Source organism: Streptomyces sp. CCM_MD2014, from assembly GCF_000772045.1.
Taxonomy (GTDB): Bacteria; Actinomycetota; Actinomycetes; order Streptomycetales; family Streptomycetaceae; genus Streptomyces; species Streptomyces salinarius.
In genome coordinates this window covers 7072518-7097447 of record NZ_CP009754.1, presented here as the reverse complement: position 1 = coordinate 7097447, position 24930 = coordinate 7072518, and the positions used below count along the sequence as shown (strand labels likewise).

Annotated in this window: 22 protein-coding genes and 6 tRNA genes; 9 read left to right on the top strand and 19 right to left on the bottom strand. The window is 72.9% G+C overall.

Annotation, left to right across the window (positions count from 1 at the left end; genetic code table 11):
* Positions 1-21 precede the first annotated feature (21 nt).
* From NI25_RS31665 to NI25_RS31630, 8 genes are all read right to left on the bottom strand, one after another.
* Positions 22-480: an SRPBCC family protein gene (locus tag NI25_RS31665; RefSeq protein WP_061445731.1), complete on the bottom strand. Its 459-nt coding sequence runs from the start codon at positions 478-480 to the stop codon at positions 22-24.
* 38 nt (positions 481-518) lie between these two features.
* Positions 519-3257, bottom strand: a complete 2739-nt coding sequence (locus NI25_RS31660) for a hypothetical protein (protein WP_061445730.1) — start codon at positions 3255-3257, stop codon at positions 519-521.
* A gap of 119 nt (positions 3258-3376) precedes the next feature.
* Positions 3377-3976, bottom strand: a complete 600-nt coding sequence (locus NI25_RS31655; protein WP_061445729.1) for a hypothetical protein — start codon at positions 3974-3976, stop codon at positions 3377-3379.
* 12 nt (positions 3977-3988) lie between these two features.
* Entirely contained in the window at positions 3989-4900 is a 912-nt protein-coding gene (locus NI25_RS31650) for a carbohydrate ABC transporter permease (RefSeq protein ID WP_061445728.1), read from the bottom strand.
* Positions 4897-5895: a carbohydrate ABC transporter permease gene (locus NI25_RS31645; RefSeq protein WP_061445727.1), complete on the bottom strand. Its 999-nt coding sequence runs from the start codon at positions 5893-5895 to the stop codon at positions 4897-4899. The genes NI25_RS31650 and NI25_RS31645 overlap by 4 nt, the downstream gene beginning before the upstream one ends.
* Complete coding sequence (locus tag NI25_RS31640; protein WP_061445726.1) at positions 5895-7196, bottom strand: ABC transporter substrate-binding protein; 1302 nt, start codon at positions 7194-7196, stop codon at positions 5895-5897. Before NI25_RS31640 ends, NI25_RS31645 begins: the two co-directional genes overlap by 1 nt.
* Positions 7197-7644: 448 nt before the next feature.
* Positions 7645-7716: transfer RNA gene (locus tag NI25_RS31635), tRNA-Val, on the bottom strand.
* Positions 7717-7794: 78 nt separating this feature from the next.
* Complete coding sequence (locus tag NI25_RS31630; protein ID WP_061445725.1) at positions 7795-8247, bottom strand: TIGR02611 family protein; 453 nt, start codon at positions 8245-8247, stop codon at positions 7795-7797.
* Positions 8248-8438: 191 nt separating this feature from the next.
* On the opposite strand from NI25_RS31630, the gene NI25_RS31625 reads away from it, so the two are divergent.
* Positions 8439-8852: an SsgA family sporulation/cell division regulator gene (locus tag NI25_RS31625; RefSeq protein ID WP_004002642.1), complete on the top strand. Its 414-nt coding sequence runs from the start codon at positions 8439-8441 to the stop codon at positions 8850-8852.
* Between the two features lie 289 nt (positions 8853-9141).
* Entirely contained in the window at positions 9142-9702 is a 561-nt protein-coding gene (locus NI25_RS31620; RefSeq protein ID WP_061445724.1) for a CGNR zinc finger domain-containing protein, read from the top strand.
* Between the two features lie 85 nt (positions 9703-9787).
* Here the strand turns inward: NI25_RS31620 and NI25_RS31615 are convergent, their stop codons facing one another.
* Entirely contained in the window at positions 9788-9967 is a 180-nt protein-coding gene (locus NI25_RS31615; RefSeq protein WP_061445723.1) for a hypothetical protein, read from the bottom strand.
* Between the two features lie 214 nt (positions 9968-10181).
* Complete coding sequence (locus tag NI25_RS31610; protein WP_061445722.1) at positions 10182-10637, bottom strand: hypothetical protein; 456 nt, start codon at positions 10635-10637, stop codon at positions 10182-10184.
* A 190-nt stretch (positions 10638-10827) separates the two neighbouring features.
* On the opposite strand from NI25_RS31610, the gene NI25_RS31605 reads away from it, so the two are divergent.
* On the top strand, positions 10828-11352 hold the full coding sequence (locus NI25_RS31605; protein WP_061445721.1) for a DsbA family protein: 525 nt from the start codon (positions 10828-10830) through the stop codon (positions 11350-11352).
* A gap of 81 nt (positions 11353-11433) precedes the next feature.
* On the opposite strand, the gene NI25_RS31600 is transcribed toward NI25_RS31605, so the two are convergent.
* The 3 genes from NI25_RS31600 to NI25_RS31590 are packed head-to-tail and all read right to left on the bottom strand — an operon-like array spanning position 11434 to position 14192.
* Entirely contained in the window at positions 11434-12258 is an 825-nt protein-coding gene (locus NI25_RS31600) for a GNAT family N-acetyltransferase (protein WP_061445720.1), read from the bottom strand.
* A gap of 51 nt (positions 12259-12309) precedes the next feature.
* Complete coding sequence (locus NI25_RS31595; protein WP_061445719.1) at positions 12310-13131, bottom strand: aminotransferase class IV; 822 nt, start codon at positions 13129-13131, stop codon at positions 12310-12312.
* Positions 13128-14192 carry a chorismate-binding protein gene (locus NI25_RS31590; RefSeq protein WP_061445718.1) on the bottom strand — a complete coding sequence of 355 codons (1065 nt, stop codon included), beginning with the start codon at positions 14190-14192 and terminating at the stop codon, positions 13128-13130. The genes NI25_RS31595 and NI25_RS31590 overlap by 4 nt, the downstream gene beginning before the upstream one ends.
* Positions 14193-14369: 177 nt before the next feature.
* Here NI25_RS31590 and NI25_RS31585 point away from each other — a divergent pair.
* The 5 genes from NI25_RS31585 to NI25_RS31565 all read left to right on the top strand — a co-directional run bounded on the left by NI25_RS31585 (position 14370) and on the right by NI25_RS31565 (position 14832).
* Positions 14370-14442 (top strand) — tRNA-Gly (locus tag NI25_RS31585).
* 38 nt (positions 14443-14480) lie between these two features.
* Positions 14481-14554 (top strand) — tRNA-Cys (locus tag NI25_RS31580).
* Between the two features lies 1 nt (position 14555).
* Positions 14556-14627: transfer RNA gene (locus NI25_RS31575), tRNA-Val, on the top strand.
* Between the two features lie 36 nt (positions 14628-14663).
* Positions 14664-14735, top strand: a tRNA-Val gene (locus NI25_RS31570).
* Positions 14736-14760: 25 nt separating this feature from the next.
* Positions 14761-14832: transfer RNA gene (locus NI25_RS31565), tRNA-Val, on the top strand.
* A gap of 112 nt (positions 14833-14944) precedes the next feature.
* Here the strand turns inward: NI25_RS31565 and NI25_RS31560 are convergent.
* The 3 genes from NI25_RS31560 to NI25_RS31550 form a co-directional block, all read right to left on the bottom strand.
* On the bottom strand, positions 14945-15229 hold the full coding sequence (locus tag NI25_RS31560; protein WP_061445717.1) for a zf-TFIIB domain-containing protein: 285 nt from the start codon (positions 15227-15229) through the stop codon (positions 14945-14947).
* A 101-nt stretch (positions 15230-15330) separates the two neighbouring features.
* On the bottom strand, positions 15331-16266 hold the full coding sequence (locus NI25_RS31555; RefSeq protein ID WP_061447177.1) for a phosphotransferase: 936 nt from the start codon (positions 16264-16266) through the stop codon (positions 15331-15333).
* 190 nt (positions 16267-16456) lie between these two features.
* Positions 16457-16639 (bottom strand): hypothetical protein, encoded by a 183-nt coding sequence (locus tag NI25_RS31550; protein ID WP_061445716.1) that lies wholly within the window; start codon positions 16637-16639, stop codon positions 16457-16459.
* Positions 16640-17281: 642 nt separating this feature from the next.
* Between NI25_RS31550 and NI25_RS31545 the strand changes: the two genes are divergently transcribed.
* Positions 17282-18712: a serine/threonine-protein kinase gene (locus NI25_RS31545; protein ID WP_061445715.1), complete on the top strand. Its 1431-nt coding sequence runs from the start codon at positions 17282-17284 to the stop codon at positions 18710-18712.
* A 55-nt stretch (positions 18713-18767) separates the two neighbouring features.
* On the opposite strand, the gene NI25_RS31540 is transcribed toward NI25_RS31545, so the two are convergent.
* From NI25_RS31540 to cobT, 3 genes are all read right to left on the bottom strand, one after another.
* On the bottom strand, positions 18768-19586 hold the full coding sequence (locus NI25_RS31540; protein WP_061445714.1) for a TrmH family RNA methyltransferase: 819 nt from the start codon (positions 19584-19586) through the stop codon (positions 18768-18770).
* A gap of 1 nt (position 19587) precedes the next feature.
* Positions 19588-20820, bottom strand: a complete 1233-nt coding sequence (gene cobA, locus NI25_RS31535; RefSeq protein ID WP_061445713.1) for a uroporphyrinogen-III C-methyltransferase — start codon at positions 20818-20820, stop codon at positions 19588-19590.
* 190 nt (positions 20821-21010) lie between these two features.
* Positions 21011-24745: a nicotinate-nucleotide--dimethylbenzimidazole phosphoribosyltransferase gene (gene cobT, locus NI25_RS31530; protein ID WP_061445712.1), complete on the bottom strand. Its 3735-nt coding sequence runs from the start codon at positions 24743-24745 to the stop codon at positions 21011-21013.
* Positions 24746-24930: the final 185 nt, after the last annotated feature.

Below are 24930 nucleotides of genomic sequence, written 5' to 3'. Positions count from 1 at the left end.
ACAGTGCGCTCGGCGTTTCCATCAAACCGCTTGCCGGCCCCCTGAAAGGTGGGCGGCGAGGCCCCGCCGTCCGGCCCGCATCATGAGGCGGTGGTTGACCCGGAACAGGGGCCTTCCCGGCACCGCGAGGCGGCGCAGCAGGGGCTTGCCGACGACGACCTCCTGGTCGTAGCGGACGACGGTGCCGTAGCCGCGCGAAGCCACGGTCCAGCGTGCCCAGCCCTCCATGTCGCCGCTCATTGCGACCTCCAGCACCCCCGCGGCGGGGTCCCGCCGCCCCTCCCGCAGCACCGTCGTCAGGTCGTACGGGAGGAGGGAGCGGACCCGCAGGACGCCGCTGGTGTCGTCGCGCCGGGTGACCTCGCGCACCTGTGGCCACCAGCGGGGGTAGTCCTCGATCCGTTCCAGGGCCCGGTAGACGTCGGGGGCGGGCGCCGGCAGGGCCCACCGGCTGCGGAAGCGGTAATGGTTCCAGTCCACCCGTGCAGTGTGCCGCGCCCGCGCCGGTCAGGGGCCGGCTACGGCATCCGGTCCCCCAGGAGTGCGAGGTTCTCGATGGCGGCGAGGCCGTAGAGCGCGGTGTCGTTGGTGGAGACCCAGTTCGCCTCGCTGCCCGGGACCAGGGCGGCGGGACCGCTCAGCTTCTCCGTCTTCCAGGGCGCCGACTCCTTGTAGCCGTCGGAGTCGTAGAACTTCTGCCACGCGCGCGTGGCGAGCTTGTCGTCGCCGGTCCGCACGGCGGCGTAGGCGTCGAGGCGCGAGTGGCCCTGGAAGAGGATGAGGCTGCCGAAGTGGGAGCCGTAGCGCTCGGCCTGTTCGGTCTTGCTCGCGTTGAAGTAGCGGCAGTAGTCGTAGTACGCCTCCTCGAACTCCGGCATGTCGACGAGGTCGATCAGTTCGGCGCACAGTTCGTTCAGGCCGAAGACGGCCGACAGGTGGGAGACCTCGACCTTCGGGGTGTCGGCGACGGCGAACTTCCCGGTGTCCAGGTCGTACAGGCCGCTGCCCTGGACGAAGCCGTTGGGCTGGGCGGCGATCGTCTCCATGGTGGACAGGACGCGGTCGCGGGCCTTCTCCCACTGCGGGCCCTTGCGCTCCCACTCGGTGAGCCAGGCCGAGACCAGGCCGCTCCAGTCGGTGCCGAAGCCGATCGAGAGGGCGTTGCGGTCGGGGGTGTAGGGCTCGGTGCGGATCTTGCGGAGCGGGTCGAGGGCGAGGAAGGTCTCGTCGGAGTCGACGTTGGCGCGCATGAGGTCGCCGACGCGTTCGTCGGCGGTGAGGAAGTAGTAGAAGCGCCGGTAGGTGGTGTTGGCGATGCGCTGCTGCTTGGCGCTGTCGGCGTAGTGCTGGACGCCGTGGCGGGTGCCCAGGCCGGCCCATTCGCCGAGGTGGTAGACGTCGACCTCGCCGGTGTGCCGGGTCATGGCCTCGGCGAAGCGGAAGATGTCGGCGCGGCCGGAGCGCAGGTAGGCGTACCAGAGCCAGAGGTCCGGGGAGAGTTCGGAGTTGTCCCAGGCGTAGCCGCCGATGTCGTACCGCCAGGTGTGCCGGGCGGCGTCGTAGGTGTGCATGATGTCGCCGTAGTCCCAGAAGCCGTACCAGCGGCGCTGCTCCACCTGGTCCTTGTAGTAGGTGAAGAGGAAGTCGAGGTGGTCCTCGATCCTGGCCTTGGCGGGGGTGGAGCGGTCGGGCTCGGAGTAGAGGCCGGGGCCGAAGACCTTGGCCTTGATGAGCTGCTTCGGCGGGGCCGCCAGTTGCGGCAGGACGCGGACCGCCTCGACCTGTTCGGCGAGCTTCTCGGCGCTCGGGGTGGCGGCGTTGGCCCAGAAGAGGAGTTCCGAGGTGCGGGCGATTCCGTAGGGGGTGCCGAAGCCGGGTTCGTAGTCCTCGTAGGTGATGTTGAGGCCTTCGAGCTGTTCGGGGAAGGTGTCCTGGCCCATGCCGTCGTGGTAGAAGCGCAGGTCCATGGGCTGGGCCTCGGGCGACCAGAGCCAGAGGGTGACCTCGGCCTCGTCGGTCTGGGCGTCGCGGATGTCGAGCTGGGCGGGGTACTTCTCCCAGAAGTCGCGCAGGCCGAAGGAGAGGCCGCCGCTCGCACCGCCGACGTAGCCGAAGCCGGAGGCGCGCCGTCCGCCGCCGGCGCCGATCCAGCCGTGGCCCTTCTTGGTGCGCTTGCGCAGGGTGAAGCCGTCGGCGGAGAGCTGGGAGAGGGTGTAGTCGCCCCACTCCGGGATGTACTGCAGCCGGGTGGTGACGCGCTGGTCCCACGTGGCGGGGTCGGGCAGCTTCTCGCCGGCGAACTGGGCCGCCTGGACCGCGGCCCCCGGGTCGCGGCGCAGTCCGGTGATGCCCTTGACCGCCTCGCGGAGCAGGCCGGTGCCCTCGCCGCCGACGCGGATGTGGCGGTCGTAGGCCTCGTCGCGCATCGGGACGGTGAAGCGGACGCCGAGGCCGCGGACGAAGTCGCCGCTCGCCCTGCCCGGCTCCTGCTGCCCGTCGAACGTGATGGTGTGCACCATGCGGAAGGAGTCGGCGCCCGCGTAGAAGTAGAGGCGGATGGAGAAGGGGAGCCGGCCGCGGCGGCCCTTGCGGTGCGTGCCGTCGATGCGGACGACGGCGCGGACGGGGCCCTCCTGTTCGACCTTCACCTCGTCGACGGCGCCGTCGAAGCGTTCGTACTTCACCGTGCCCTGGTCGCCGTCCTCGATCTCGGGCTGGCGGAGCAGAACCAGGCGGCCGTTCCTGGCGATCTCGGTGGAGCCGCGGGTGACCGACTTGATCAGGGTCGAGCCGGACGTCCCGATTCTCGCGGTGATGACGCCGGTCGATATGTCGATGGTGCCGCCGTGCCGGTCGACGGTGACCTTCTCGGCGGGGGCGGCGGGGGTGCCGGCGGTCAGGGTGAGGTCGCCGTTTCCGGAACCGACGGCGTGGGCGGTCCACTTGAGGGAGCCGTCGGGCCAGTACGCGAGCGGCCAGGACTGCACGGGTACGGCCTTGCCGTCCGCGTCCGTGACGGCGAACGCCTGGTCCTCCCGGAAGGTCCCCCTGGGCCAGGGGACGCCGACGGTGGAGCCGGGGGCGGCGCCGAGGCCGCCGTCCTCCAGCCAGCTCAGGGCGACGGGGCCGTCGTCGGCGACCGGTGCGGCGGCGGGCGCGGCCTGCGCGCTCTTCGCGCCCAACGCCCAGCTGAACTGGGCGGCGGCGCCTGCGACGGCGGCTGCCTTGAGGAGGGACCTGCGGGGGATGGGGGACATGGCCTTTCCTTTCCGTGCGGGTGTGCAGGGTGTCAAGGGCATGACAGCCCGAGGAGCGGCGCCCGAGCACCGGCCCTGGTGGGGAGGGGCGGCCGCTTCGGCACGTGACCGCCCCGGGATCAGCGGCGGCGGTGGCGTTCCTCCACCGCGAGGGCCGCCGCGGCGACGGCGCCCAGGACGGCGACCGCCAGCGGAGCGCTGAACCAGGCGGAGCAGACCACGACGGCCAGTCCGCCGACGAGGAGGAAGGAACCGGCCGGGTCGAGCACGGTGCGCCGCCCCGCGCGGGCGAGCAGCGACCGCCACGAGGCACCCGGCCGCCAGTCCGCCGCCGCACGCAGTCCCGCGACGGCCGCGCCGATGAGGGCGAGGACGCCGACGGCGCCGACCAGCGGTCCGCCGGGCAGGCCGTCCCGTACGGCGCGTACGTCGATCCAGACCACCGCGAGGGCGGCCCACCCGGCGACCCCGACGAGCCAGCCGCGGCGCACCGCCGCCCGGAAGTCGGCGGCGAACTCCCGCCAGCCGCCCCGCTCGTGGGCCATCCGGCGCCCGAGGTGCCGGGCGCCGGCCGCGAAGGCGGCGGGGTAGGTGACCAGCGGCAGCGCGGCCACCGCGATCCACACGCCGGTGAGCAGGCATTCGGCGAACAGGGCGAAGCCCTGGGCGAACCGGGACTCCCCCGGCCGGGTACGGGCCTTGGCACGCGCTTCGGTCATGGCAGCCCCACCTCAGCCCTTCAGGCCGGACGTCGCCATGCCGTCGATCAGATAGCGCTGGAAGGCCAGGAAGAAGGCGAGGACGGGCAGCAGGGCGACGAGCGACATGGCGATCATGCCGCCGTAGTTCGCCAGGCCCTCCTGGTCCACGAACATCTTCAGACCGAGGGAGATCGTGTACTTGCCGGGCTCGTTGAGGTAGATCAGCGGGCCCATGAAGTCGTTCCAGGAGTTGATGAAGGTGAAGATCGCACTGGTGATCAGCGCCGGCCGGCACAGCGGAAGCACGATCGACCAGTAGATGCGGAAGTGCCCGCAGCCGTCGAGCCGGGCGGCCTCGTCCAGCTCTCTGGGCAGGTTCCGCATGAACTGCACCATCAGGAACACGAAGAACGCCTCGGTGGCCAGGTACTTCCCCAGCAGGAGCGGGGTGTACGTGTTGATCATGTCCAGGTTGCGGAACAGCACGTACTGCGGGATGAGCAGCACGTGGTACGGCAGCAGCAGCGTGCCGATCATCAGGGTGAAGAGCAGGTTGCGGCCGGCGAACCTGATCTTCGCGAAGGCGTAGGCGGTCAGCGAGCAGGAGACCACGATCCCGATCACGGAGCCGACGGCGAGGAAGAGCGAGTTGACGAAGAACGTGGAGATCGAGATGTCCGCGATGCCGTCGGCGAGACTCGTGTAGTTGTCCGTGATCGGGTCGCCCGGGAAGAGGTCCAGGCTGCCGACGATGTCGCCGCTCTCCTTGAACGAGCCGCCGATCACCCAGAGCACCGGGTAGAGGATCACGGCGAGGATCGCCAGCGAGCCGAGGTGCCAGGCGAGCGACCCGGGCAGCCCGCGCCGGAGCACGGCCGCCCTGGTGGACCGGGGCGGTGGGGCGTCGGTGACGGGTGTGACGTCGGTGGCCTGCGCGCTCATCGGCCGCCCTCCTCGTAGTGCACCCAGCGCTTCTGGGACCAGAACAGCACCGCGGTGACCAGGGCGACCGCGACCAGCAGCATCCACGCCATGGCGGAGGCCAGGCCCATGCGGCTGTTCTCGAAGCCCTGGACGTACAGGTAGCAGGTGTAGACCATCGTGCCGTCGGCCGGGCCGCAGGCGTTGCCTCCGGCGCCGCCGCCGACGATGTAGGCCGAGCTGAAGATCTGGAAGGAGTGGATGGTCTCCAGCAGGACGTTGAAGAAGAGGACCGGGGAAATCATCGGCAGGGTGATGTTCCAGAACTGCCGCAGCTTCCCCGCGCCGTCCACGTCGGCCGCCTCGTACAGCTCGCGCGGGACCTGCTTCAGACCGGCCAGGAAGATGACCATCGGGGCGCCGAACTGCCAGACGGTGAGCGCCACCAGGCTGTAGATGATCAGCTCCGGGTCGCCGGTCCAGCCGCCGGCGTCGATCCCGAAGAGCTGCTGGGTGCGGTCGACGACCGCGTCGTCCGAGAAGATCGCCTTCCACACGATGGCGACGGACACGCTCGCGCCGATCAGCGACGGGGCGTAGAACGCGGCCCGGTAGAAGGCCTGGCCGCGCCGTTTCTGGGCCAGCAGCAGGGCGACGCCGAGCGCCGCGATCAGCTTGATCGGCGTGCCGACGACGACGTACCAGAGCGTGATCCTGACCGAGTGGCGCCAGCGCGGGTCGCCGAACATCTCGGAGAAGTTGTCCAGGCCGATCCACCGGGGCGCGTCGAACAGGTTGTAGTCGGTGAACGCGAAGTAGAGCGAGGCGGCCATCGGTCCGGCGGTCAGCAGCAGGAAGCCGGCGATCCACGGGGACATGAAGAGGTATCCGGCCAGGTTCTCCCGGCGGCCCCGCTGCTTCGGCCCGGCGGGGCGAGGGGCCTTCTCCGGACCGTGGCGCGGCCCGGTGTCCGTCCGGGCCTCCGTCGCGGGGGCGTGTGTCACGGCGCTTCCCATCAGCCGGCGAGAGCCGTCTTCGACTCGGTGAAGAACTGCTTGACGGCCTCCTCGACGGACCGCGAGCCGAGCGCCATCTCCTCGGCGATGCGCAGGAACGCGGCCTCACAGATGTCGGCGCCGTTCGGGTGCGGGGTGATCCGCTCCAGGACGCCGGCCTCGACGAGCGACTCCTCGTAGGCGGCGATGGCCTTGTTGACGGGGTCGGTCGGCCGGTAGGCGTCGTACTGGGTCTGCGTCGTCGGGACGCCGCGGTCGTAGCCCATGATCTTGGCGACCTCGGGATCGTGGACCATGAAGTCGATGAACCGGGCGACCTCCTTCGGGTGCTGCGTGCGCTTGTAGGCGCTGAGCATCAGGGAGCCCAGGTACTGGCCGGTCCGCTTGCCGTCGGTGGTCGGGATCGGCGCGAGGCCGTACTCGCTCTTGCCCTCGGAGGTGTAGCGGACGGTGAAGTTGTCCCACGTGAACTCGCTGCCGGCGAGTTCGGCGGAGAGCGCCGACTTGGGCTTGATCTGGGCGACCTTCTTGGGGTCGGCGAACAGTCCGGACTTCACGCCCTTCTCCGCCCTGGTCCACCAGGTGGTCAGGTCGGCCTCGGTGAAGCCGAGTCCGTCCTCGGTGAAGAAGGCCTTGCCGTTCTGACGCAGGTACAGGTCGTAGAGGTACATGACGCCGTACATGCCGCTGTCGCCGGCCCGTCCGGTCCTGTCGCGGACCTTCGTCATCGCCTCGTCGAAGTCGTCCCACGTCCAGCCCTGTTCGGGCTTGATACCGGCCCGGGTGTAGACGGGCTTGTCGATGACCAGGGCCATCGAGTTGGAACCGACGGGCACACCGAGGAGTTTGCCGTCGATTTCGCCGAACTTCTCCAGGCCCGCGCGGAATCCGTCCATGGAGAGGTTGCCCGCCTCGACCTGTCCGCTCAGGTCGAGCAGCACATTCTTGGCATCGTATTTGCGCAGAAATCCGATGGCATTCTGGAAGACGTCCGGCGGATTGCCCCCGGAGGCCTGGGTGTTGAACTTCTTCCAGAAGTCGGTGTACGGCTGGAAGTCGGTCTTGACCTTGATCTTCGGATACTTCTTCTCGAAGAGCGCGATGGTCTTGTTGATGCGTTCGGCCCGGTCCTCGGCACCCCACCAGGAGTAACGGATCGTCACCGTTCCGTCCCCCGAACCGCTGCCGCCGCCGCACGCGGTGGCCGTGGCGCCCAGTCCCGCGACGGCCAGCGAGGCTCCCGCCGCTTTGAGGATCGTCCGCCTCCCGGCCTGCCGCTCCGCATTCCCGCTCTGCTGCATGACGAGCCTCCTCGCGACGTCGCGTCCGCCTCATGAATCGTTTCAAGTAAGCGCTTGCTGGCACAAGGTACGGAGGGCCCGGGGGCGCGTCAATGATTCGGACAGGAATTCACGGGCACCGCCGCGCGTCGGCGACGGCGCCCGCTCGCGGCCTCCCGGCCGACGGCCGTGAGAACAGCCAGGTCGGCGCGGTGCGGCCGACGGGCCGAACGCCCGCGGGCCCGCCGGGGCGGGCGGCGCGGAAGGTCACGGTTGGATGAAGGCGGGCGGAAGCGGAAGGCCCGGGGCCGGGACCGTACCGCCCGGGCGGGACACACCTCCGCGCGTCGCCGCACCAGGACGCACGGCCCCTGAGGCGGGCACCCGCTCACCGGCCCACGCGCCCGTAGGTACGGCACACGAAGGCGGCCCCGCTCACCTTCGTGAACGGGGCCGCCTGATGATCCGGTGGGCGATACTGGGTTCGAACCAGTGACCTCTTCGGTGTGAACGAAGCGCTCTCCCACTGAGCTAATCGCCCGGACGCAGGAAGAACATTACCCCATGTCAGAGGCGCCCGTGACCAGCGGGGGCCACGACGGCGCACCCCCGCGGGCGATCACTGGTCCTTGATGTTCCAGGGCATCTCGAGGCCGAACTTCCACAGGTAGACCCCGGCCAGCACGGCGATGATCACCACACCCGTCGCGGTCAGGATGATGTTCCGGCGCCGCACCTTCGGATCGAGGGCACGCTGCGCCGCCTCGGTGACCTTGCGCTTGGTCCAGCGCAGCACCAGCTGGGCCCAGACGAACTCGGTCGCCCAGATCGCCATGCCGCCGAAGATCACGACCCAGCCCGGTCCGGGCAGCACCAGCATGGCGACGCCGGCCACCACGACCGCGAGGCCGACGATGAAGACGCCGACCTGCCAGCTCAGGTGCAGCGCACGGCGCGCCTTGACGAATTCCGGCGCACGCGAGCCGAGCGCGCGCTGCACCCCGGCCTCGTCCGTCCCCGTACGGTCTTCCGCCACGACAGCCTCGCCGGGCTTGTCACTCCCCGTGTTCATACGGCCAAACACTACCGGAGCGAAACCTGTCACCGGAATGGGCGCACGACCCGAACGATCTCTCGGCCGGAAGAGTTACGTAAACGCACGCAAAACACTCAGAGGGGTTTACAACGGCACCGTAGGTGGCATGTCGATTTCGCCGACGTGCGAATCCCCGAGCGCACACTGAGCGAAAGGCCCTGGCGCTTATGAACACCACGGTCAGCTGCGAGCTGCACCTGCGCCTCGTTGTGTCGAGCGAGTCCTCCCTGCCTGTCCCCGCAGGCCTGCGGTACGACACGGCCGACCCCTACGCCGTGCACGCCACCTTCCACACCGGAGCCGAGGAGACCGTCGAGTGGGTGTTCGCCCGCGACCTCCTCGCCGAAGGTCTCCACCGTCCCACCGGGACCGGCGACGTCCGCGTCTGGCCGTCGCGCAGTCACGGCCAGGGCGTCGTGTGCATCGCTCTCAGCTCCCCGGAGGGCGAGGCACTGCTCGAGGCCCCGGCGCGGGCCCTGGAGTCCTTCCTGAAGCGCACAGACGCCGCCGTGCCCCCCGGCACGGAACACCGGCACTTCGATCTCGATCAGGAGCTCTCGCACATCCTGGCGGAAAGCTAGGGCGGGGCCCCGCGTGAAGCCGCCCGTCGCCGTCGACTCGGGGTGACGGCACGGGCCCGGACAACCGCATACGGCACACACCGGCGTCGCCGCCGCGGACCACCGCGGGGGCGGCGCCGTCGCGTGCGCGGCGCCGGGAACGAAGGCGGACCGGCCGTCGTTGTAGGGGCAGTCTTCGGGGCAATCGGCGGCCGGGACCGGATCGTGACCGGTTGGCCCGCCGCGCGAGCCACTACCATCGGCCAGCATCGGCGGGCGCCCGCCCGACCCCCAGGCCAGGGAGCGAAACGTGCTGATCACCCACGACACCCGGTGCGCGCTCGACACCGTGGTGGATCTGGTGAACACCGTGCCGGAGGACGAGTCGGCCCCGGACGGACTGCCGGACGTCGCGTCCCTCCAGGAATTCGTGGGAACGCACGAAATCAGCGACGTCGGCGTGCTCTCGGACGTCGACCTCACGGCGGTGCGCAGGATCCGCGCACGGTTCGCGGCGGTCTTCGCCGCCCCCGACGCGCGGACGGCGGCCGGACTGATCAACGACCTGGTCGCGGCCGCCGGCACCACACCGCGCCTGACCGACCACGACGGCTACGACTGGCACATCCACTACTTCGCGCCCGGCGCCTCCGTAGCGGACCATCTGACCGCGGACTGCGGGATGGCGCTGGCGTTCTTCGTGGTCGCCGGGGAGCAGGAGCGGCTGCGGCGCTGCGAGGCCCCGGACTGCCGGCGCGCCTTCGTCGACCTCTCCCGGAACCGCTCGCGGCGGTACTGCGACAGCCGCACCTGCGGAAACCGCTTGCACGTGGCCGCGTACCGGGCCCGGCGCAAGGAGGCGGCGGGCTGACGCCGGCCTCGGGACTTCCGCGGCCGCGGATGCGCGGACGGCGACGCGGCCCCCGGCGGGTGGCGCCGGGGAGCGCGGGTACGGCTCACAGCAACAGCAGATCGTGCAACGAAGCCATGAGCAGCAGACACCCGATCACCGCTAGGAAGATCATGAGCGGTGGCTGGGAAAGGGCGAAGAGGCAGCCGCGTGGTTCGTCCTGCGTCCGCGCGGTTTCGCTCTGTCTCGTGTCCAGCTGGGAATCCAGCTGAGTGGTGTCCGGCATCTCGCCGCGATGATGACGCAGCGGGCGCCGTCCACGCGATCAACACGCCCGCCGAGACCGGGAGTTCGTTGAATGTCGCGATCTCCGGTCGCATCGTGATCATTCCGGAGCACGCGCTGTCGGCCTCGGACCGCTGTACCGCCTCAGCCTCGGGCGCGGGACGACGCGTCCCGGGCGCCGGACGTCCCCGTCCAGGGCCTCGCGGATCTCGCGGTCATATCCCGTGCTTCTTGAGGATGGCCTCGATGTCGCTGAAGTCGTCGTCACCTCCCCGGGACGCCTTCGCGGGCCGGGGCGCGGGCTCGGCGGCCGGACGGGAGCCGCCCGAGCCGAGCGAAGGAGCGGAGGCCCCCGGGGCCACCGCGTCGCGCTGTGCGGCGGCCCGGGCCGCCTTGCGCTCCTTGCGGGTGCCGCCGCGGCGGCGCTCCACGGCGCGTGTCGTCATGAAGAGCACCCAGGCCACGCCCAGCACTCCGAAGCCGGCCCAGGCCACCGGGCTGAAGGCCGTGTCGGCCAGCCACTGGACGACTCCGGTCATCACCAGGCCGATCGGGACCAGCGAGTAGGCGGCGACACGGGCGGCGGTGAGGAAACGCCTGCGGTACGCGGTGACCGCCGCGATGCCCAGGCCCGCCGCGGACACCGCGGAGCAGACGGTCTCGGCAATCATCCGGTCCTCCAGGCTGGGCTCGGTCGGGCATGAGTACTTCGTCCCTTCCATCCTGCACCGTCCGACCGCCGTGGGGCCATGCCGTGCGCCCGAGATCAGGGAGATCTCGGGGTCGGCTCCTCCGCAGGTGCCGGTGGGCGCCGTACGACGCCGGTTGGGGCGGCGCGCCGCGGACTGGGAGGATGGGGGCATGAGCGACTCCTCCCCCGACCGTCCCGCCGCGCCCGTCCTCGACGTCTGGTGCGAGCTCCAGTGCCCGGACTGCCACACCGCCCTGGACGACCTCCGTGCCCTGCGCGCCCGCTACGGCGACCGTCTGGAGGTGCGGCTGCGGCACTTCCCGCTGGAGAAGCACAAGCACGCCTTCGCCGCCGCGCAGGCCGCCGAGGAGGCCGTCGCCCAGGGCATGGGATGGCAGTACGCCGAAGCCGTCCTGGGCCGGGTCGCGGAGCTGGACCGCAAGGGAGAACCCCTCCTGGTCGAGGTGGCGCGGGAACTGGGACTGGACGCGGAGGAGTTCGACACGGCGCTCGTCGACGGCCGGCACATCCTGATCGTCGACGCCGACCAGGCCGAGGGCAAGGCGATCGGCGTGACGGGCACCCCCACGTACGTGATCGGCGGCGAGCGCCTCGACGGCGGCAAAAGCCAGGAAGGGCTGCGCGAACGTGTCGAGGAGATCGCCGACCGGCTCCTGGCCGAGCAGCGGAGCTGAGAAGGTTCCGGACGGCGGGCCGGGAACTTCCGGCAGCGGGCCTGAGGACGGGGCGGGAGCGGCCGGGACCGGCCGCCCCCGTCACAGCAGCGGTTTGCTGTAGCTGTACCGCGTGGTCCGATAGCCGAGCGACTCGTAGAGCCGCTCGGCCGGGGTGTTCCCCGCGAAGACGTTGAGGCCGATCAGCGGGCGGCCGGCGGCGATCGCCTGGGCCTCGGCCAGCAGCATCAGGGTACGGCCGTGTCCCCGGCCGCGGTGGGCCGACTCGGCCTCGACGTCGAAGACGAAGGCGCGGTCCTCCCGGAGTGCCAGCCACAGGATCCCGACCCGCTCGCCCTCGTGCTCCAACACGCTGAACAGCATGTTCTCGGTGTCCAGCCCGCGCGGCAGCAGCACTTCGTGGTCGCGGCGGGCCTTCGCGTGCGCGGCGGCCTCGGGCACGCCCCGCTCCATCCAGGTCCGGGCGTACTGCTCCGCTTCGTACGCCTGCCAGACGGTGAAGTCCTCCGGTGTCATGGGCCGGGCCCGGCTGCCCTCGGGCAGGCCGGGCGGCGTGTCGCCGAGCGGCTTGGTCATCGTGCGGTTGCGCAGGACGTAGCCGAGCGCGTCCGCGAGCCGCGTGCCCGCCTCGGCGTCACCGGCGACGCTCGCCTCCATCAGCCGGCAGCCCCAGCCGCGTGCCACCTCCTCCGCCGCGAGCGCGGCCACCGTGCCGCGGCCGCGCCGGCGGTCCGGTTCGTCGACGCGCAGCTTGCGGATCACGGCCACCGAGTCGCCGAGGTCGCGTGAGGTGCCGAGGTGCAGCTCACCGACGGGGCGGCTGTTCACACACACCTGGTAGTGGCGCGAACGGGTCCCGTCGGCGGCGCGCTGGAGCGGCTCGGTCGGCCGCAGGGTCGTTGTCATCACGGCAGTTCTACCCACCGGGGACGGGAACGGCAGCCGGATTTCGCGGCCCTACGGGTCCAGGTCGTCCCCGGACCGCTCCTCGAAGACGCGCATGGCCTTGGCGGTCACCGGCCCCGGGGCGCCCGGCAGTTCGCGGTCGTCGACGCGGTGCACGGCCTGTACGTCCCGCAGCGTGGAGGTGAGGAACACCTCGTCGGCGCGGTCCAGGACGTCCAGCGGGAGGTCGGTCTCGCGGGCACCCGTCCACTCGACCGTCAGGGCCCGGGTGATCCCGGCGAGGCAGCCGGAGGCGAGCGGCGGGGTGTGGATCTCGCCGTCGAGCACGACGAAGACGTTGGACCCGGTGCCCTCGCAGAGCTGTCCCACCGTGTTGCCGAACAGCGCCTCGGTGGCGCCCCGTTCGCGGGCCCGGGCGAGGGCGACGACGTTCTCGGCGTACGAGGTGGTCTTCAGGCCGGTGAGCGCGCCGCGTTCATTACGGGTCCAGGGCACCGTGACCACGGCGGTGGAGTCCGGCCGGCGGCCGGTCTCGCCGAGGGCGACGACGAGCGTCGTGCCGTGCTCGCCGCGGTCCGAGCCGAGGGGGCCGTGGCCGCCGGTGTAGGTGATGCGCAGCCGGCCGAGCGGCATGGGGTTGGCCTCGACGACGGCCGCGCAGGCGCGGCGCACCTCGTCGAGGTCGGGGTCGGGCAGGCCGAGGCCCCGGGCCGACCGGGTCAGCCGGTCCAGGTGCCGGGTCAGCGCGAACGGCCTGCCGTCCACCGCCTTGACCGTCTCGAAGATGCCGTCGCCCACGGTCAGCCCGTGGTCGAACACGGAGACACGGGCGGTGTCGATGTCCTGCAACCCGCCGTCGAGCCAGATCTTCACGTCGCCAGCGCCTCTCCACTCACGTTCACCTCGTACGCCCCAGACGCTACCGCGAGCAGCCGGGACGCCTTCAGTTCGGTCTCCCGCCACTCGCCCTCCGGGTCGGATCCCCAGGTGATGCCGGCGCCGGTGCCGAAGCACAGCCGCGCGGCGGGAGCGCCGGCGGCCCGGTCGATCCAGAAGGTGCGGATGCCGACGGCCAGCTCGCCGGTGCCCCGGTCGGCGTCGACCCAGCCGATACCGCCGCAGTACGGACCCCGGGGCACGGTCTCCAGCGCTTCGATGATCCGCAGGGCGCTCGCCTTGGGCGCGCCGGTGACGGAACCGGGTGGGAAGGCGGCGTCGAGCAGCTCGGGCCAGCCGGCATCCGCGCGCAGCTCGCCGCGCACCGTGGACACCAGGTGGACCAGTCCCGGGTGCTTCTCCAGGACGCACAGGTCGGGCACCGAGACCGTGCCCGTGGCGCAGACCCGCCCCAGGTCGTTGCGGACCAGGTCCACGATCATGACGTTCTCGGCGTAGTCCTTCTCCAGCAGGTCGGCCTCGGTCCGCCCGGTGCCCTTGATCGGGCCGGACTCGACCGTCCGGCCGTCCCGGCGCAGGAACAGCTCGGGCGACGCGGTGGCCGTCTCGACGCCGTGCTCCGGCAGCCGGATCGTTCCGGCGTACGGCGCCGGGTTCCCGCGGGCCAGCAAGGCGGTGAGCGCGTCCACGTCGGCGTCGGGGCCGATCGGCGCCGTCAGTACCCGGCAGAGGTTGGCCTGGTAGACCTCGCCGGCGGCTATGTGCGCGCGGATGCGCCGTACGGCCGCCGTGTACGCGGCGCGGTCGAGGGAGGACGTCCAGTCGCCGGCGGCGGGGCCCCGCCACGCTCCCGGCGTGGGCGCGGGCACCGGCTCCTCGCGTACGTCCGCGAAGCGCGCGCAGGTCAGGCGGCCTTCGAAGTCGGCGCAGACGGCCCAGAATCCCTCGGAGCCGAGGGCGGCGGGATCGCTCGTGACGTCGAGGAGACCGGTCGCGAGACGGTCCCCGAAGCGGGCGAGGGGAGGGAGGTCGAGCACGCTGTCGAGTCTAGGCGGGTGGCCCCGAGGTGACCCGAACGTGTCCTTCCGGGTGCCCTGACCAGGTCCGCGAGCGGACGCACCGCAGCACGCTGCACAAACGCGTTTTTGTGCTGGCCCCGGAATCCGCTAGAGTTCATCACGTCGCCGGGACGCGCAAGCGGACCGAACCGACAGGCGGACGTAGCTCAGTTGGTAGAGCGCAACCTTGCCAAGGTTGAGGTCGCGAGTTCGAGCCTCGTCGTCCGCTCGCAGGAACAGGGGGCCTCCCGGGCCTCCTACACTCCTGGTGGAGTGGCCGAGAGGCGAGGCAACGGCCTGCAAAGCCGTCTACACGGGTTCAAATCCCGTCTCCACCTCCAAGGACGATTAGCTCAGCGGGAGAGCGCTTCCCTGACACGGAAGAGGTCACTGGTTCAATCCCAGTATCGTCCACTGATCCGCAAGGATCACCGGTCCGCAAGGATCCCCGCGCGATTAGCTCAGCGGGAGAGCGCTTCCCTGACACGGAAGAGGTCACTGGTTCAATCCCAGTATCGCGCACGCAGTACCGCACCTGGTGCTTCCAGGACGATTAGCTCAGCGGGAGAGCGCTTCCCTGACACGGAAGAGGTCACTGGTTCAATCCCAGTATCGTCCACACGGAAACGAAGCCCCCGGCCGTCACGAACGGCCGGGGGCTTCGGCGTAGCCGGGTGCCTCCGGTGCGGGCCCGTCCGCACGGGCCCGCGCTCGGCGGATCGGCCGGAGGATCAGCTGGAGAAGAGCATGCGTCCGAAGCTCTTCTGACGGTGGTGGCCGTAGTGACCGTGGCCGCCGTGCGGGGCGCCCCAGGCGGGCGCCTGGGCCGCCGGGTAGGCCTGCGGTGCGGCGGGCGGTGCCGGCGGCGCGGGCTGGGACCACTGGGCCTCCAGGCGGGTCAGCGACTCCAGCTCGCCGTAGTCGAGGAAGATGCCGCGGCAGCCGCTGCACTGCTCGATCTGAACGCCGTTGCGGTTGTAGGTGTGCATCGGTGCATGGCACTTGGGGCACTGCATGCTCGGCTCAACTCCTCGCCGGTCGGTCCTGCTTCGCGTATCGCCAGGACAGACTCTGTCCCGCCGCGGGTCGGTTGCACCCTACTGCCCGGAACTTCGCCTCAGCCGTACGAGGCGTCGGACCGGGCCGGCGCCATGCGCGCGCAGGCGTCGACGAGGGCGCACTCCACCTCGTCCAGGGGCCGGTCCGCCAGGACCGCCTTGGTGACGGCCCTGGCGGCGGTCTGGGCGGTGAGGGCGCGGGCCGGGACGTCCAGGGCGGGCCAGGGGTCGCCGTCGGCCGGGACGGCCGGTCCGCCGCGGGCGCGGTAGGCGGTCAGGAAACGGTGCCACTCCTCGGGCGGGAGCAGCCCGCAGGCGTACCAGGCGGCGGGGCGGGCCAGGTCCCAGGCCGGGACGCCGGTGCCGAGGTCGTCGATGTCGATCAGCAGCCAGGGGCCGTCGGGGGCGGGGTGGCGTACGAGCTGGCCGAGGTGGAGGTCGCCGTGGCAGAGGGTGGTGGTGTCCGGCATGGCGGCCGCGCCGCGCGCCCAGGCGGGGAGCGCCGCCCAGGCCGCCCGTACGGGCGCGGTGGCGGGGTGGCCGGGGGCGGTGTCCCGGAGGCGGGCCACGGCCAGGGCCGCCTTCGCGGGTCCGCGCATGGGCGGTACGGCGAGGGGGGCCGCGGTGCGGTGGAGGCGGGCGAGGAGGGTGGCCGCGGCCTCCCACGGCGCCGCGTCCGGGTCGTCCGGGTCCACGGGTGCGCCGTAGGGCCAGTACGTGACGGGCCGCCCGTGCAGGACGACGGGGGCCGGGGCGAGCGGGGGCAGGAGTACGCCGGGGAGGCGGGCGGCGGCCGTGACACGGAGGGCCAGCTCGGCGGGGTCGGCGTCCGCGGCGTGGGCCTTGGCGACGGTGCCGGCGTGCCGGACGACGGTGGCGTCGGGGCGGTCGGCGAGGGTGGCCGCGCCGCAGGGACAGGCCGGGGTGCGGGCGTGGGCCGTTGCCCTGGCGCGGGCCTCGAGTGCGGGGAGGAGGGCGGGGGCGTCCGTGGTCACGTGGGTGAGGGTACGCAGGAGGAGTGTGCCGCCGTGCTTCCCGCCCGGTGCGAGGCGGGGGCGGAAAAGCAATGCCGGCGCAGCTCCCCAGCTGCGCCGGCATTTTGCCGTCCGCCGCACCCCCGTCCCCACGGGGTTTCATGGATGGGTGTCCCCGCCCGGACCGCTCTTCCGGGCCTGGGGTCGCCGCTCAGCGCCCCAGCACCACACCCACGGACGACGCCTGTGTGGCCACTGTCTCCCACCCGTCGAAGACGAGGAGGAGCAGGACCGCCAGGGGAAGGGCCATGAGCGTCGCCACCGCGGGGTGGCGACGGCCGTGACGGCGGCTTTCCCGGGTGCGGACCAGTGTCCGCGGAGCCGTCTGGGCCATGGTCCCTCTCCTGACCGTTTCGTTGTCGCGATGTCGTCGTCGCGATCCGCTTCTCGCGATTTCCTTGTCACGTGTGCTTCTCGCCGCAGCGGCGGGTGTCTGACCTCGGGGGACGAGTGCTGCACCCGCCGCTTGACCTCAAATCTATGCGTCGGGCGATCGTCCGACGTCATGCCCTCGTACCGATTGCCGGGCCTCCCGGAGGATGAGCCACGACCTGCCGCGTACTCCCCTGGGTGGAGACCGGCTTCCGGGTCTCGGGGTCTTCCCGGACGGGGTGTCCGTCGTGTCCGGGTATCTCCGGGCCGCCCGGTGACTTCGCTCACTTCGACCGCCTCCCGGCACACCTCCGTCCCCGCCCCGGGTCCCGCTCCGCCGGCCGCCCCGGCACGGGCGCGCGGCGTCTCGCCGCCCGCCTCCGCCGCGCCCGCCCGGACGCCGTCGCCCGGTCCAATCCCCCCGTCCCCGCAGCCGGTTGGGATCATGGACGCGGCGCGGCCGTTCCGTCCGCGCGAGCGCTGACCGGGCCTCAACTCTCGCGCGGGGCACTGACAATCCGTTGTCCCGAGAGGGCGCGGCCTCTGCGCACGGGCGGCCGTGGAAACGTAAGCTGTGGCACGTCACAGGGACCGGGCAGCGGGGATGAACATGGCGATGATGCGCCTGAGGCGCGAGGACCCGCGCGTCGTCGGCTCGTTCAGGCTTCACAGGCGGCTCGGCGCGGGTGGAATGGGCGTGGTCTACCTGGGCTCCGACAAGAAGGGGCAGCGGGTCGCGCTGAAGGTCATCCGGCCGGACCTGGCCGAGGACCAGGAGTTCCGGTCGCGGTTCGCGCGTGAGGTCTCGGCGGCCCGGCGCATCCGGGGCGGCTGCACCGCCCGGCTGGTCGCCGCGGACCTGGAGGCGGACCGTCCCTGGTTCGCCACGCAGTACGTGCCCGGCCCCTCCCTGCACGACAAGGTCGTCGACGGCGGCCCGCTCGGCGCGGCCGACGTCGCGGCCGTGGGCGCGGCGCTGTCCGAGGGCCTGGTCGCCGTGCACGAGGCCGGTGTGGTGCACCGCGACCTGAAGCCGTCCAACATCCTGCTGTCCCCGAAGGGGCCGCGGATCATCGACTTCGGCATCGCCTGGGCCACCGGTGCCTCCACGCTCACGCACGTCGGCACCGCGGTCGGCTCCCCCGGCTTCCTCGCGCCGGAGCAGGTGCGCGGGGCCGCGGTCACGCCGGCGACGGACGTGTTCTCGCTCGGTGCGACGCTGGCGTACGCGTCGATGGGCGACTCGCCCTTCGGGCACGGCAGTTCCGAGGTGATGCTGTACCGCGTGGTGCACGAGGAGGCCCAGCTGCACGGGGTCCCGGACGCGCTCGGACCGCTGGTGCGGGCGTGCCTGGCCAAGGACCCCGAGGAGCGCCCCAGCACCCTGGAGCTGTCGCTGCGGCTCAAGGAGATCGCTGCCCGGGAGGCCCAGGGCGTGGCCGACGTACGGCCGCTCGCACCGCGCAGCGGTGAGGCCGACGTGCCCACGGGCCGGCTCGCCGACACCTATCCGGAGCGTGCCCAGCGGCGTCCTCAGGGCCGGGCGGGCGCGCCGGGCACTCCCGCGCCGCGCGGCGCGTCGGGATCGCGGGGGTCCGCGCCCCGAGGTCCCGTTCCCTCGCGGGGTGGAACGCCCGTGCGCGGCGGAGGCGCCTCGCGCGGCGGCACGCCGTCGCGGGGCGGCGGCACGGGGGCGCGGTCCGGGTCCAGGCCCACGCCGTCCCGCGACACCACCGGCCGGAACGCCTCCCGCAACGACGGTGGCCGGACCGCACCCCGCAGCGGTGCCGGCCGCACGGCGCCCCGGACGACGGGGACCGGCTGGCGGCGGCCCGCCAATCCGCGGCTGCTGCGGCAGCGCCTGTTCGTGTTCGTGGTGGTGACGCTGCTGGTCGCGCTGGGCATCGCCGCGGCTCAGGGCTGCCAGGGGCCCTCGCGCGGGCTCGGCGACGACCGGGGCGGTGTGCGGGCCGCCCAGCAGGAGCGGGTGGATCCGCCCGGCGACCTGTCGGGGCGGCGGGCACCCCGAGTCTGAGACGCCCCGTCTGAGACGCCGGCTCCGGGCGCCGACACCGGGCGCCGCGGGCGGTCTACGCCGAGGGGCGTCCCGCCGTCACCGCGTAGAAGGCGACCGCGGCCGCCGCGCCCACGTTCAGGGAGTCGACGCCGTGGGACATCGGGATGCGGACCCACGTGTCGGACCCCGCGAGGGCCCGCCGGGACAGGCCGCTGCCCTCGGCACCCAGCATCAGGGCCACCCGGTCCATCCGGTGCGGGGCGACCGCGTCGAGGGACTCGGCCTGCTCGTCGGGGGTGAGGGCGAGGAGCGTGAAGCCCGCCTCGCGGACCTCCGCCAGCCCGGCCGGCCAGACGTCGAGACGGGCGTACGGCACGGAGAAGACCGCGCCCATCGAGACCTTGACGCTGCGCCGGTACAGCGGGTCCGCGCAGTCCGGGGAGAGCAGGACCGCGTCCATGCCGAGGGCGGCGGCGGACCGGAAGATCGCGCCGATGTTGGTGTGGTCGTTGACGGACTCCATGACGACGACGCGCCGGGCGGTGGTCAGGAGACCGGCGGCCGTGGGCAGCGCCTTGCGCTGCATCGAGGCGAGCGCGCCGCGGTGCACGTGGTACCCGGTGACCCGTTCGGCGAGCGCGGGGTCGACGACGTACACCGGGGCCGGGGCCTCGTCGATGATGTCGCGCATGGTGTCGACCCACTTGGCGGACAGCAGCATGGAGCGCATCGTGTAGCCCGCCTCGCCGGCCCTCCTGATGACCTTCTCGCCCTCGGCGATGAACAGGCCCTCGGCGGGCTCGCGGCGGCGGCGCAGCTCGACGTCGGTCAGGCCCGTGTAGTCGTGCAGCCGCGGGTCGTCGGGGTCGTCGATCGTGATGAGTTCGGCCACGTCAGACCGTCCCGTGCGGGCCGACGGCGACGACCTCGCCGACGACGATGACGGCGGGCGGCCTGACCTCCTCGGCGACGGCCACCTCGGCGACGGTGGCGAGGGTCGCGTCCACCCGGCGCTGGGCGGCCGTGGTGCCCTCCTGGACGAGGGCGACCGGGGTGCCGGGGGACTTGCCGTGCGCGACGAGGGTCTCGGCGATCCTGCCGATCTTGTCCACGCCCATGAGGATCACGAGCGTGCCGGTGAGCTTGGCCAGGGACGGCCAGTCGACCAGGGAGCGCTCGTCGTCGGGGGCGACGTGTCCGCTGACCACGGTGAACTCGTGGGCGACGCCCCGGTGGGTGACCGGGATGCCGGCCGCGCCGGGGACCGAGATGGTGCTGGAGATGCCGGGGACGACGGTGCACGCGATGCCCGCCTCGGCCAGCGCCTGCGCCTCCTCCATGCCCCGGCCGAAGACGAACGGGTCGCCGCCCTTGAGCCGTACGACCGACTTGCCCTGCTTGGCGTGTTCGATCAGCGCGTTGTTGATGGCCTCCTGGGCCATGTAGCGGCCGTACGGGATCTTGGCGGCGTCGATGACCTCGACGTGCGGCGGCAGTTCGGCGAGGAGGTCGCGGGGGCCGAGCCGGTCGGCGATGACGACGTCGGCCTCGGCGAGCAGGCGGCGGCCGCGGACGGTGATCAGGTCCGGGTCGCCGGGACCGCCGCCGACCAGGGCGACGCCGGGCGTGCGGGTGCGCCGGTGCGGGGCGACGAGGGTGCCGTCGCGCAGGCCCTCCACCACGGCGTCGCGGATGGCGGCGGTGTGGCGGGGGTCGCGGTGGCGTGCGTCGGTGGTGAGTACGGCGACGGTGACGCCCTCGCTGTGTCCGGTCGCCGGGGTCCAGGCCGTGGCCAGGTCCGCGTCGTCGGAGCGGACGCACCAGACGCGGTGCCGCTCGGCCTCGGCGGAGGCCGCGTTGTTGGCCCCGGTGTCGCTGGTGGCGATCAGGGCGTACCAGGCGTCCGCGAGGTCCCCTTCCGCGTAGGGGCGCCGCTCCCAGGTGATCTCCCCCGCGTCCGCCATGGCTTCGACGGACGGGGTCGCCTCCGGGGAGACGAGGCGGATGTCGGCGCCGGCGGCGATGAGGGCGGGCAGGCGGCGCTGGGCGACCTGCCCGCCGCCGAGGACGACCACGCGACGGCCGGTGAGGCGGAGGCCTACGGGGTAGGCGGGGTGTTCGGCCATGAGGGGACGGCTCCTCTTGCGGCGGTGGCGCTGACGTGCGGATTTTACGGCGGGGCGGCCCGTGGGGGCTCGGTTGGTCCGGTGGGTGGACCGCTGGTCCGGTGGCTGGACGGCCGGCGGACGGGACTGCGGGCACGGGAGCCTCCGCGGGGCCCGGCACCGTGCTCCCGGACCCCGCGTCGTGCGGCCGCTACTTTTCGGTGACGCCCGCCGAGTCGAACGTCGCCACCTCGTGCATGGCCCGCGCGGTGCTCTGCACCATCGGGAGGGCGAGCAGTGCGCCGGTGCCCTCGCCGAGCCGGAGGTCAAGGTCGACCAGCGGGCGCAGGCCCAGCTTGTTGAGCGCGGCGACGTGGCCGGGCTCGGCGCTGCGGTGACCGGCGATGCAGGCGGCGAGCACCTCCGGGGCGATCGCGCGGGCCACCAGGGCGGCGGCACCGGCGCTGACGCCGTCCAGGATCACCGGGGTGCGCAGGGAGGCGCCGCCGAGCAGCAGGCCGACCATGGCCGCGTGCTCGAAGCCGCCGATCGCCGCGAGCACGCCGATCGGGTCGGCCGGGTCCGGCTGGTGGAGTTCGAGGGCACGGCGGACGACCTCGGTCTTGCGGACCAGCGTCTCGTCGTTGATGCCGGTGCCGCGGCCGGTGACCTCGGCCGGGTCGGCGCCCGTGAACACGGAGATGAGCGCGGCGGACGCGGTGGTGTTCGCGATGCCCATCTCGCCGGTCAGCAGCGCCTTGTTGCCGGCCGCCACCAGGTCGCGGGCGGTCTCGATGCCGACCTCGATGGCCTGCTTGGCCTCCTCGCGGGTCATCGCGGCGCCGGTGGTCATGTCGGACGTGCCCGCGCGCACCTTGCGCGGCAGCAGGCCCGGCGTGGCGGGCAGGTCGGTGGCGACACCGACGTCCACGACGCACACCTCGGCGCCGACCTGGGTGGCGAAGGCGTTGCAGACGGCCCCCCCGCCCAGGAAGTTGGCCACCATCTGGGCCGTGACCTCCTGCGGCCAGGGGGTGACGCCCTGGGCGTGCACGCCGTGGTCACCGGCGAAGACCGCGACGGCCGCGGGCTCCGGGATGGGCGGCGGGCACTGCCGGGACAGTCCGGACAGCTGCGCGGAGATGATCTCCAGCATGCCGAGCGCGCCGGCCGGCTTGGTCATCCGCTTCTGCCGCTCCCAGGCCTCGCCGAGTGCCTTGGCGTCCAGCGGGCGGATCTGCGCGACGGTCTCGGCGAGCAGGTCGTGCGGCGCCTCGCCGGGCAGGGCGCGACGGCCGTACGTCTCCTCGTGGACCACCCAGGACAGCGGCCGGCGCTTGGACCAGCCGGCCTGCATCAGCTCGGGCTCGTCCGGGAACTCGTCGACGTAGCCGACGCACAGGTACGCGACGATGTCCAGATGCTCGGGCAGACCGAGGGCCCGGACCATCTCGCGCTCGTCGAAGAAGCTGACCCAGCCGACACCGAGGCCCTCGGCCCGGGCGGCGAGCCAGAGGTTCTCGACGGCGAGCGCGGAGGAGTACGGCGCCATCTGCGGCTGCGTGTGCCGGCCGAGGGTGTGGCGGCCGCCGCGGGTCGGGTCGGCGGTGACGACGATGTTGACCGGGGTGTCGAGGATCGCCTCGATCTTCAGTTCCTTGAACTGCTTGGCCCGGCCCTTGGGCAGCGACTTGGCGTACGCGTCGCGCTGACGCATCGCCAGTTCGTGCATGGCGCGGCGGGTGTCGGCGGAGCGGATGACGACGAAGTCCCAGGGCTGCGAGTGGCCGACGGAGGGCGCGGTGTGCGCGGCCTCCAGGACCCGGAGCAGGACCTCGTGCGGGATGGGGTCGCTGCGGAAGCCGTTGCGGATGTCGCGGCGCTCGCGCATGACCTTCAGTACGGCCTCGCGCTCGGCGTCGTCGTAGGCGGGGGCCGCCGGGCCGGCGGGCTGCCGTGCTTCCGCCGCCGCGTCGGGCGCCGCGGTCGCCTCGGCCGGCTCGGCGGTCGCTTCGGCCGCTTCCGCCGCGTGGTCGTCCTCGCCGGCGTCGCGGGTGTCCAGGTCGTCGACGCTCTGGGCGACGAGTTCGGGGTCGGCCTCGCGGGGCGCCGGTACCGCCGCCGGGGCGTCCTCGGCCGCCGGGACCGCGGCGACGGGCTCCGGCGCCGGGGCCGCCTCCGGCGGGACCAGGACCGCCTCGGGCGGTGTGGGCGCGAGGTGCGGGGTCGTGGGCACCTGGCCGCCGTCGACGGGGACGAATTGGCCCACGGGCTGGGCGAGGTGCGGTTCCTGGGCGTCGGGGACCGGTGCGGGCACGGGCTGCTGCGCGGCGGTGGAGCCGGTGGCGGGCGCGTCGGCCTCAGCGGGCTCCGCCGCGCCGTCGGCCGGGACGGCTTCCTGCTCCTGCTCCTGCGGCACGTCGGCGTCCATGAGGGACTGCGGGCCCTGGACCGCCTGCGGCGCGGGGGTCTCGGCGGGCTGCGGTTCCGGATCGGTTCCCGGGGACGGGTGCGGGGCGGCGACCTGCGGCTCGGGGTGGACGTCCGGCTGCGGCCGCGGCGCTTCACCCGGGGCGCCCTGTGCCTCCGGCTGCACCGGCTGCGCGGGCTCCGGCTGGACCGGGGCGGGCTGCTCGGGGGCCGGAGACGGCTCGGGGTCGGCGGCCTCGGGCGCGGACGCTTCGGGCGCGGACGCCTCGGGCTCCGCGACGGCCATGGGCGCGTCGGGTGCCTGGGCGTCGCCGCGTCCGGGCTCGGGCACCTCGGCGGTCGAGGAATCCTGCGGCGCGGCGGCCTGCGGGGTGTCGGCGGATGGGGCATCGGCCACGGGGGCGTGTGCCACCGGCTGTTCGCCGAGTGCCTGCGGTGCTCCTGCCGGGGCCGGTGCCGGCGCTTCGGCCGGTGCCTCGTCCCGCACTTCGGCCGGTGCCTCCGCCGCGCCCTCCGCCGACGCTTCTTCCGGAGCCGACTGCGCGGGGGCCTCCGGGACTTCCTGAACAGCGGGCGTCTCCGGCGCCCCCTGAACCGCGGCGGCATCCTGGATCTCCTGGACCGCAGCCGCCTCTCGGGGCTCCTGAACCGCAGCCGCCTCCTGCCCGCCCGCGGTGTCCGGAGCCGCCTGGGCGGGCTCGGTCACGGGCTCTGCGGTGGCTGTCCCTTGAGCCGCTTCGGGGACCTGTACCGCTTCCTCCGCGGAACCGGTCGGCTGGGCCGCGTCGTTGGGTGCCGTCTCCGTCGCCGGTGCCTCCTGTGCTTCGCCGGGCTCCCCGGCGTCTGCGCGCGTCCCGCCGGTCGCCGCCACGGCCTCCGTCGCCACGCGGGTCACGAGCGCCTGGGCGGCGCCCACCGGCTCGGCCGGCTGCTGCTCCGGTACCGGAACAACCGTTTCCGCATGCCCCGCCCCGGTGTCCACCGGCGTCTCCGGAGCCTGCGGCACCTGCTGTGCCCCCCAGGGCGCCGCCGCCTGCGGGGTCGCCACGGCGGCCTGCGGGACATCGAGGTACTCGGGCCCCGCGGTCGGCGGTCCGGGATGCCGTACCGGCGCGTCGGCGGGCCCCCGGTCGGCGAGTGAGCGGACCGGGCTGGCGGAGGTGTCCGGGATCGGCGGACCGAGGTGCAGGGGCCTGCGCGGTGGGGCGGGGGCGGACGCGGTGTCCTGGGCCGGTTCGGGCAGGCGGACTCCGCCGAGGTCGACCGAGCCGCTGTCTCGGCCGGACATCTCGTGCGGGCCGGGCTGGTGCACGGTCTCGACGACCGGCTCCGGCGCCGGCGGCGCGACCTCGTTGCCCCAGGCACTCTGGGCTCCCGGCAGCAACAACAGGTCCTCGTCCTCGGCGGTGGCCTCGGAGAGGTAGGTGTACGCGCCGGGTGCGGGGACGCCCGGCTGCTCCACCATGCCTGCGTTCTCCGGCAGCCCCTCGCCCGGGATCTGGCCGGTGTCGGTCATGCGTAACCCCTCGCCCATCGGTTAGTGCTTCTACGACCAGCTCACCCGGGACGGCGCACCGACCGCCCCGTAGTGAAGAACGAGCGTGCGTGCCCAGCGGCACGAACGACCCGCCGGAAAAGACGACAAAGCCATTCAGTGGCATTGTCGCGGTCGTTCCCCCGCCACGACAGCTTGATCCGCGA

Excerpts from the sequence above, each read along its gene's own strand:
- NI25_RS31615 (WP_061445723.1), bottom strand. The coding sequence starts at position 9,967 with ATGCCGGACACCACTCAGCTGGATTCCCAGCTGGACACGAGACAGAGC.
- cobA (WP_061445713.1), bottom strand. The coding sequence starts at position 20,820 with ATGGCCGAACACCCCGCCTACCCCGTAGGCCTCCGCCTCACCGGCCGT.
- NI25_RS31625 (WP_004002642.1), top strand. The coding sequence starts at position 8,439 with ATGAACACCACGGTCAGCTGCGAGCTGCACCTGCGCCTCGTTGTGTCG.
- NI25_RS31550 (WP_061445716.1), bottom strand. The coding sequence starts at position 16,639 with ATGGCCCAGACGGCTCCGCGGACACTGGTCCGCACCCGGGAAAGCCGC.
- cobT (WP_061445712.1), bottom strand. The coding sequence starts at position 24,745 with ATGACCGACACCGGCCAGATCCCGGGCGAGGGGCTGCCGGAGAACGCA.
- NI25_RS31655 (WP_061445729.1), bottom strand. The coding sequence starts at position 3,976 with ATGACCGAAGCGCGTGCCAAGGCCCGTACCCGGCCGGGGGAGTCCCGG.
- NI25_RS31630 (WP_061445725.1), bottom strand. The coding sequence starts at position 8,247 with ATGAACACGGGGAGTGACAAGCCCGGCGAGGCTGTCGTGGCGGAAGAC.
- NI25_RS31600 (WP_061445720.1), bottom strand. The coding sequence starts at position 12,258 with ATGACAACGACCCTGCGGCCGACCGAGCCGCTCCAGCGCGCCGCCGAC.
- NI25_RS31645 (WP_061445727.1), bottom strand. The coding sequence starts at position 5,895 with ATGGGAAGCGCCGTGACACACGCCCCCGCGACGGAGGCCCGGACGGAC.
- NI25_RS31660 (WP_061445730.1), bottom strand. The coding sequence starts at position 3,257 with ATGTCCCCCATCCCCCGCAGGTCCCTCCTCAAGGCAGCCGCCGTCGCA.
- NI25_RS31640 (WP_061445726.1), bottom strand. The coding sequence starts at position 7,196 with ATGCAGCAGAGCGGGAATGCGGAGCGGCAGGCCGGGAGGCGGACGATC.
- NI25_RS31610 (WP_061445722.1), bottom strand. The coding sequence starts at position 10,637 with ATGATTGCCGAGACCGTCTGCTCCGCGGTGTCCGCGGCGGGCCTGGGC.
- NI25_RS31560 (WP_061445717.1), bottom strand. The coding sequence starts at position 15,229 with ATGCAGTGCCCCAAGTGCCATGCACCGATGCACACCTACAACCGCAAC.
- NI25_RS31650 (WP_061445728.1), bottom strand. The coding sequence starts at position 4,900 with ATGAGCGCGCAGGCCACCGACGTCACACCCGTCACCGACGCCCCACCG.
- NI25_RS31605 (WP_061445721.1), top strand. The coding sequence starts at position 10,828 with ATGAGCGACTCCTCCCCCGACCGTCCCGCCGCGCCCGTCCTCGACGTC.
- NI25_RS31545 (WP_061445715.1), top strand. The coding sequence starts at position 17,282 with ATGAACATGGCGATGATGCGCCTGAGGCGCGAGGACCCGCGCGTCGTC.